Genomic DNA, 6,513 nt, shown 5'->3' on the forward strand with positions numbered 1-6,513 from the left:
GTCCACGAAGCCCCCCGCAGGCAATAGGAGCAGCGATGGCAGCAGGCAAGGAAATACGCGGCAAGATCAAGTCGGTGGAAAACACCAAAAAGATCACCAAAGCCATGGAAATGGTGGCCGCCTCCAAGATGCGCAAGGCGCAGGAGCGCATGCGGCAGGCGCGTCCGTACGCGGACAAGGTGCGCCAGATCGCTGGCAACCTGAGCCGCGCCAACCCGGAGTACGTGCACCCGTTCATGGTTGAGCATGCCGACGCCCCCGTGGCCGGCATGATCGTGGTCACCACCGACAAGGGCCTGTGCGGCGGCCTCAACACCAACCTGCTGCGCGCGGTGACCAACCAGTTGCGCGAGCTGCAGTCGCAGGGCAAGACCGCGCAGGTGGTGGCCATTGGCAACAAGGGGCTGGGGTTTCTCAACCGCATTGGCGCCAAGGTGGTGTCGCACGTCACCGGTCTGGGCGACACGCCACACCTGGAGCGCCTGATCGGCCCGGTCAAGGTGCTGCTGGACGCCTACGCCGAAGGCAAGCTCAGCGCGGTGTACCTGTGCTACACGCGCTTCATCAACACGATGAAGCAAGAACCCGTGGTGCAGCAGTTGCTGCCACTGTCGGCCAAGGAGCTCGACAGCGGCGCGCCGGGCTACGACTGGGACTACATCTACGAACCCGACGCGCCCACGGTGATCGACGAGCTGCTGGTGCGCTACGTGGAGGCGCTGGTGTACCAGGCGGTGGCCGAGAACATGGCGTCGGAGCAGTCGGCGCGCATGGTGGCCATGAAGGCCGCCACCGACAACGCTGGCAACCTGATCAGCGAGCTCAAGTTGGTCTACAACAAGACGCGCCAGGCCAGCATCACCAAGGAACTGTCCGAAATCGTCGCCGGTGCGGCGGCGGTGTGACGCCACCCCGGTTCCCGTCATCTTCGCAATCGAACAAGGTTTGAATCATGGCTCAAGTTCAAGGCAAGATCGTTCAGTGCATCGGCGCCGTGGTGGACGTGGAGTTCCCGCGTGACCAGATGCCCAAGGTGTACGACGCCCTCAAAATGGAGGGTTCGCCGCTGACGCTGGAGGTGCAACAGCAGCTCGGCGACGGCGTGGTGCGCACCATCGCGCTGGGCTCCTCCGACGGCCTGCGCCGTGGCATGACGGTGTACAACACCGGCGCGCCGATCACGGTGCCCGTGGGCAAGGCCACGCTGGGCCGCATCATGGACGTGCTGGGCAACCCCATCGACGAGCGGGGGCCCATCGACCAGTCGCTGACCAGCTCGATCCACCGCAAGGCGCCGGCCTACGACGAGCTGTCGCCCTCGACCGAGCTGCTCGAGACCGGCATCAAGGTGATCGACCTGATCTGCCCGTTCGCCAAGGGCGGCAAGGTGGGTCTGTTCGGCGGCGCCGGCGTGGGCAAGACCGTCAACATGATGGAGCTCATCAACAACATCGCCAAGGCGCACTCGGGCCTGTCGGTGTTTGCGGGCGTGGGTGAGCGCACGCGTGAAGGCAACGACTTCTACCACGAGATGATGGAGTCCAAGGTGGTCGTGGCCGACAACCTGTCGGAGTCCAAGGTGGCGATGGTGTACGGCCAGATGAACGAGCCGCCGGGCAACCGTCTGCGCGTGGCGCTGACCGGTCTGACGATCGCCGAGTCGTTCCGTGACGAAGGCCGTGACGTGTTGTTCTTCGTCGACAACATCTACCGCTACACGCTGGCCGGTACCGAAGTGTCGGCGCTGCTGGGCCGTATGCCCTCCGCCGTGGGTTACCAGCCCACGCTGGCCGAAGAAATGGGCAAGCTGCAAGAGCGCATCACCTCGACCAAGGTGGGCTCGATCACCTCGATCCAGGCCGTGTACGTGCCGGCGGATGACCTGACCGACCCGTCGCCGGCCACCACCTTCGCGCACTTGGACGCCACCGTGGTGTTGAGCCGCGACATCGCCGCGCTGGGTATCTACCCCGCCGTGGACCCGCTGGACTCCACCAGCCGTCAGGTCGACCCCAATGTCGTGGGCGAAGAGCACTACAACACGACCCGTGCGGTGCAGGCGGTGCTGCAGCGCTACAAGGAGCTGCGCGACATCATCGCGATTCTGGGCATGGACGAACTGTCGCCGGAAGACAAGCTGATCGTGGCGCGGGCGCGCAAGATCCAGCGCTTCCTGTCGCAGCCGTTCCACGTCGCCGAGGTGTTCACCGGTCAGCCCGGCAAGTACGTGCCGCTGAAGGAGACCATCCGCGGCTTCAAGATGATCGTCAACGGCGAGTGCGACCACCTGCCCGAGCAGGCTTTCTACATGGTCGGCACGATCGACGACGCCTTCGAAAAGGCCAAGAAGCTGGCCGCCTGAAGCGGCCCTACGGGGCGACCGCAGGGGCGGTGAGACGCGTGGCAACGCCACGAACCGCCGCCCCGTTGGACGACAGACGAAGGAGTCGCGATGCAAACGATACAGGTCGAAGTGGTCAGCGCCGAAGAGTCGATCTTCAGCGGTCCGGCCCGGTTCGTGGCCTTGCCCGGTGAAGCGGGTGAGCTGGGCATTCTGCCCGGCCACGTGCCGCTGATCACGCGCATCAAGCCCGGCGCGGTGCGCATCGAAAAGGCCGACGGCGAAGAGGAATTCGTCTTTGTCGCGGGCGGCATCCTGGAGGTGCAGCCCAAGGTGGTGACGGTGCTGTCCGACACCGCGATCCGCGGCAAGGACCTTGACGAGGCCAAGGCCAACGAAGCGCGCAAGGCCGCCGAAGAGGCACTCAAGAACGCCAAGAGCGACGTCGATTTGGCCAAAGCCCAGTCGGAGCTGGCCATCATGGCGGCGCAGATCGCGGCGCTGCGTCGCTTCCGCCAAAAGCGCTGAGGCGGCCCATGGTGCTGCCCCCGGCACCATGCCCACCCGACGAATGGCCACGCCCGCCGGCGTGGCAGCGTGGCGGCCACCGGCAAACGGTGGCCGCTGCGTTTTGGGCGCGTCGCACGCCGACCGCCCTGCCCGCGTGGCGGCGCCAGCGCTGGAACACACCGGATGGCGACTTTGTCGACGCCGACACGCTGCTGCCGCCGGTGCCGCAGGGCCTGGTCGTGCTCTTTCACGGCCTGGAGGGTTCGTCACGCAGCCACTACGCGCAGGCGCTGGCGTGGGTGGCGCTGCAGCGGGGCTGGGGTGTGGTGGTGCCGCATTTTCGGGGCTGCTCCGGCGAACCGAACCGGGCGCCGCGCGCCTACCACAGCGGCGACCACGCCGAGATCGATTGGATGCTGGCGCGTGCCGCGGCGCTGGCCCCGGCCTTGCCATTGTGGGCGGTGGGGGTGTCGTTGGGTGGCAACGCGTTGCTGCGTTGGTTGCAGGAGCAGGGCGCGGCGGCGCGCGCACGGGTGCGCGCGGCCGCCGCGGTGTCGGCGCCGCTGGATTTGACCGCGGCCGGCGCGGCGATCGACCGCGGATTGAACCGTTGGCTGTACGCACGGCATTTTTTGCGTACCATGCGGCGCAAGGCACGCGCGTTGGCGCGGCAACACCCGGGGGTGCTGGACGTGCGGCGGGCCGTGACGGCCCGCACGCTGCGCGTGTTCGACGACGCCTTCACGGCGCCGTTGCACGGGTTTGCCGGGGTGGACGATTATTGGCGGCGCGCCTCCAGCAAACCCCACTTGGCGCGCATCCAGGTGCCCACGCTCGTGCTCAACGCACGCAACGACCCGTTCGTGCCGGCCGCGAGCTTGCCGCAGGCGGGCGAGGTCGGGCCGTGGGTGCGGCTGTGGCAGCCACGCCAAGGGGGGCATGTGGGGTTTGCCCAGCGCCGCCACCCGGGTGATGTGCGTGGCGAAGTCTGGGGCGTGTGGGAGCACGTGCTGAACTGGCTGCATGCGGCCAGCGCCGCCAGCGTACCGTGAGGGGGTGCCGATGGACGACATGGTCAAAGCCGCGATGGCCAAGTGGCCCAACGTGCCGCATTGCTACGGCTGGTTGGGTTTGGACGAGCGGGGGCGTTGGTGGATGCGCGATGCTGCCGCGCAGGCCGCTGGCCCCTTTGTCGGCCCGGGTGCCAGCGCCGCCAGCCGGGGCAGCGAACTGCGACACGCCGGCCTGATCGCGTTCATTGGGCGCAACTACGCTTGCGACGACCAGGGACAGTGGTATTTCCAGAACGGCCCCCAGCGCGTGTACGTGGAGCTGGCCTGCACGCCGTGGGTGTGGCGGGTCCAGCCCGACGGCGGGCTGTACAGCCACACGGGGCAGCCCACCATGCCCACCGAGGTCTTGGTCGACGAGCGCGGGTGGGTGTACCTCGTCACGCCGCTGGGCGTTGGGGTGGTGCACAGCCAAGATGTCCCGCTGGCTGTCGAGCATTGGGAGGCGGGACGCTGGCCCGTGACCGAGCCACGCAGCGTGCACAGCGCGACGCTGCCCGAACGTTACCGCTTCGTGCCCAGCCCCGCGGCACGGCGCGCGAGTGCCTCCAGCGCCATCAAGTAGCCGTCCGGTCCAAAGCCGATGATGCTGCCGGCGGCCACCGGCGCGATCCACGAGTGGTGGCGAAACGACTCGCGCGCGTGCACGTTGGAGATATGCACCTCGATGACGGGCAGTGGCTCGACGCCCTTGATGGCGTCGTGCAGCGCGATCGAGGTGTGGGTGTACGCGCCAGGGTTGAACACGACGCCGAGGGCCTGCCCCTGCCGATGCAGCGCTCCCCACGCGTGAATCTGGTCGATCAGCGCGCCCTCGTGGTTGCTCTGGAAACACTCGACCTGCAAGCCCAGCGCGGCGCCGTGTTGGCGGCAGCGTTGTTCCAAGTCGGCCAACGTCAGCGCGCCGTAGATACCCGGCTCACGCGTGCCGAGCAAGTTGAGGTTGGGGCCGTTGAGCACCAACACCCGCGCCGATGCGGGGGCGGGTGCCGCCGTCACAAGGTCGTTGGCCACGGCAGGGGTTACTTTTTCTCGTCAGCCGGGGCCTGCGGCTCGGGGAAGTTGGCGCCCGCCGCATTGGCCATGTAGGCCACCGCGCGTGCGATTTCCAGGTCGCGGAACGCGCCGCCGCCCTGGGCGCCCATGGCGCCTTTGCCCTTGAGCGCGGAGTTGACCAACGTGTCGAAGCCCTGCGCGAGGCGCGGCGCCCACGCGCCCTTGTCGCCGAACTTGGGCGCGCCCACCAAACCGGCAGCGTGGCACGCGGCGCACTGCGCTTTGTACACCTCTTCGCCAGCCGCCAGCGGGCGGTTGGCGTCACGCAGCTCGACGCTGCCCACCTTCTGGATGCGCTGCGCCACCGCCAGCTCCGGATTGGCCACGCCAGCCTGGGGCTTGGGGGTGCGCGTCACGTAGGCCACCAGGCCCATGATCAGGATCACCGGGACGACGAAGGCGAAAATCGCCGTCCACCACAGTTGCTTGGGGGTGCGGATCGGGCCGGTGTGGCTGTCGTGGGCGTGGTCGCTCATGATGTCCCTTCGAAGCGGCATCTGCATGGGCGCACGCGCTGCGCGTGCGCCACCAAGGTGAAAACTGTTGGATTATAAGAGCGGCCACAACCCATGGCCGGTGCGCGGCTGGTAGAATCGGGCTTCTCACGCGGCTGTAGCTCAGTGGATAGAGTGTCGGCCTCCGAAGCCTGAGGTCACCGGGCCGGCGTGAGAAAATGTGACCATAAGTTGATGTGCCCCAAGCGGCTGTAGCTCAGTGGATAGAGTGTCGGCCTCCGAAGCCGAAGGTCGTGGGTTCGATCCCCGCCAGCCGCGCCAAATCAAGCACTTACTCAACAGCCGTGGGTGGCGATGGGGCGGGCGTGGCCCAAGTCGCCTTGCTGTTGTTGAGCCGCAGGCGCCGTGCCCTTGAACGGCGCCAGTGGTCGCGTCCCACCCGGTCACGGTGTTTGTGCCCTGCGTGTGCCCTGGTTGTGCCACGGCTGTGCCAGCAGGTGGTGACGAACACGCCCGAAACGACCATCGGCCCTGTGCCCCATGGGCGCTGCCAGCGGCCCGTCGAGGGTGGTGGCTACTCACTCGTGTTGCCCTCTTTGGCGGTCGGGCGCCGTGTTGGCTGTGAGGGGCCTGCGGCTCACGAACAGGGCCTAAACGGCCCACCCACAGACCACAAACCGCCCCTGGAGCGCAATCACGTTGCCACCATGTGAAACATTGGTCGGCAACGGCCGAGTCAGAGGCTGTTGTGCAGACCTTCCCTAAGTCAGGATCGTGTACAGTGATAGGGCAATGTTTGCATCAGTTCTGAGGTCGCCATGAGCCGACTCAGCGTCAAAGACAGGATGGCTCGCTCCATCGCCCGCCGCAAGGGCGAGGTCGTCCTGCGCGCCGATTTCAAGGCCATGGGCAGCCCCAGCCAGATCAGCCGGGCGATCAAGGCGCTGATCGAGGCGGGCAAGATCGTTCGCTTGGGCTACGGTATTTAGTCGCCCCTGAAATATTCATAACATCATGATTTTTCTTGTGTTATTGTCTGTTTGCGAGTACAATTTCCCCCAGATCTGATGTCTGATGCGCC

Annotated in this window: 8 protein-coding genes and 1 tRNA gene; 7 read left to right on the forward strand and 2 right to left on the reverse strand. The window is 66.8% G+C overall.

All coding sequences use genetic code 11. The features are described from left to right. The first annotated feature begins 35 nt into the window (after window positions 1–35). The 5 genes from atpG to EDC36_RS05745 all read left to right on the forward strand — a co-directional run bounded on the left by atpG (window position 36) and on the right by EDC36_RS05745 (window position 4,486). Window positions 36–905 carry a F0F1 ATP synthase subunit gamma gene (gene atpG, locus EDC36_RS05725; RefSeq protein WP_132962280.1) on the forward strand — a complete coding sequence of 290 codons (870 nt, stop codon included), beginning with the start codon at window positions 36–38 and terminating at the stop codon, window positions 903–905. A 47-nt stretch (window positions 906–952) separates the two neighbouring features. Continuing rightward, entirely contained in the window at window positions 953–2,362 is a 1,410-nt protein-coding gene (gene atpD, locus EDC36_RS05730; protein ID WP_132962281.1) for a F0F1 ATP synthase subunit beta, read from the forward strand. A gap of 90 nt (window positions 2,363–2,452) precedes the next feature. Then, window positions 2,453–2,869: a F0F1 ATP synthase subunit epsilon gene (locus EDC36_RS05735; protein ID WP_132962282.1), complete on the forward strand. Its 417-nt coding sequence runs from the start codon at window positions 2,453–2,455 to the stop codon at window positions 2,867–2,869. An 8-nt stretch (window positions 2,870–2,877) separates the two neighbouring features. After that, window positions 2,878–3,903 carry a YheT family hydrolase gene (locus tag EDC36_RS05740; RefSeq protein ID WP_132962283.1) on the forward strand — a complete coding sequence of 342 codons (1,026 nt, stop codon included), beginning with the start codon at window positions 2,878–2,880 and terminating at the stop codon, window positions 3,901–3,903. A 10-nt stretch (window positions 3,904–3,913) separates the two neighbouring features. After that, window positions 3,914–4,486: a DUF2946 family protein gene (locus EDC36_RS05745; RefSeq protein ID WP_132962284.1), complete on the forward strand. Its 573-nt coding sequence runs from the start codon at window positions 3,914–3,916 to the stop codon at window positions 4,484–4,486. Here EDC36_RS05745 and aroQ read toward each other — a convergent pair. Both aroQ and EDC36_RS05755 read right to left on the reverse strand, forming a co-directional pair. After that, complete coding sequence (gene aroQ, locus EDC36_RS05750; RefSeq protein WP_243646484.1) at window positions 4,426–4,935, reverse strand: type II 3-dehydroquinate dehydratase; 510 nt, start codon at window positions 4,933–4,935, stop codon at window positions 4,426–4,428. The two genes, EDC36_RS05745 and aroQ, sit on opposite strands and share 61 nt — an antisense overlap. Window positions 4,936–4,943: 8 nt before the next feature. Beyond that, window positions 4,944–5,453, reverse strand: a complete 510-nt coding sequence (locus EDC36_RS05755; RefSeq protein WP_132962285.1) for a c-type cytochrome — start codon at window positions 5,451–5,453, stop codon at window positions 4,944–4,946. A 224-nt stretch (window positions 5,454–5,677) separates the two neighbouring features. On the opposite strand from EDC36_RS05755, the gene EDC36_RS05760 reads away from it, so the two are divergent. Then, window positions 5,678–5,753 (forward strand) — tRNA-Arg (locus EDC36_RS05760). 497 nt (window positions 5,754–6,250) lie between these two features. Further along, window positions 6,251–6,421, forward strand: coding sequence for a hypothetical protein (locus EDC36_RS05765; RefSeq protein WP_185971231.1), 171 nt, complete (start codon window positions 6,251–6,253; stop codon window positions 6,419–6,421). The last annotated feature ends 92 nt before the right edge of the window (window positions 6,422–6,513 follow it).

The sequence above is a fragment of the Tepidimonas ignava genome, assembly GCF_004342625.1.
Classification (GTDB): domain Bacteria; phylum Pseudomonadota; class Gammaproteobacteria; order Burkholderiales; family Burkholderiaceae_C; genus Tepidimonas; species Tepidimonas ignava.

Bases quoted from the DNA above. Each gene is read 5' to 3' on its own strand.
- EDC36_RS05735 (WP_132962282.1), top strand. From the start codon at position 2,453: ATGCAAACGATACAGGTCGAAGTGGTCAGCGCCGAAGAGTCGATCTTC.
- EDC36_RS05740 (WP_132962283.1), top strand. From the start codon at position 2,878: ATGGTGCTGCCCCCGGCACCATGCCCACCCGACGAATGGCCACGCCCG.
- atpD (WP_132962281.1), top strand. From the start codon at position 953: ATGGCTCAAGTTCAAGGCAAGATCGTTCAGTGCATCGGCGCCGTGGTG.
- EDC36_RS05765 (WP_185971231.1), top strand. From the start codon at position 6,251: ATGAGCCGACTCAGCGTCAAAGACAGGATGGCTCGCTCCATCGCCCGC.
- EDC36_RS05745 (WP_132962284.1), top strand. From the start codon at position 3,914: ATGGACGACATGGTCAAAGCCGCGATGGCCAAGTGGCCCAACGTGCCG.
- EDC36_RS05755 (WP_132962285.1), bottom strand. From the start codon at position 5,453: ATGAGCGACCACGCCCACGACAGCCACACCGGCCCGATCCGCACCCCC.
- atpG (WP_132962280.1), top strand. From the start codon at position 36: ATGGCAGCAGGCAAGGAAATACGCGGCAAGATCAAGTCGGTGGAAAAC.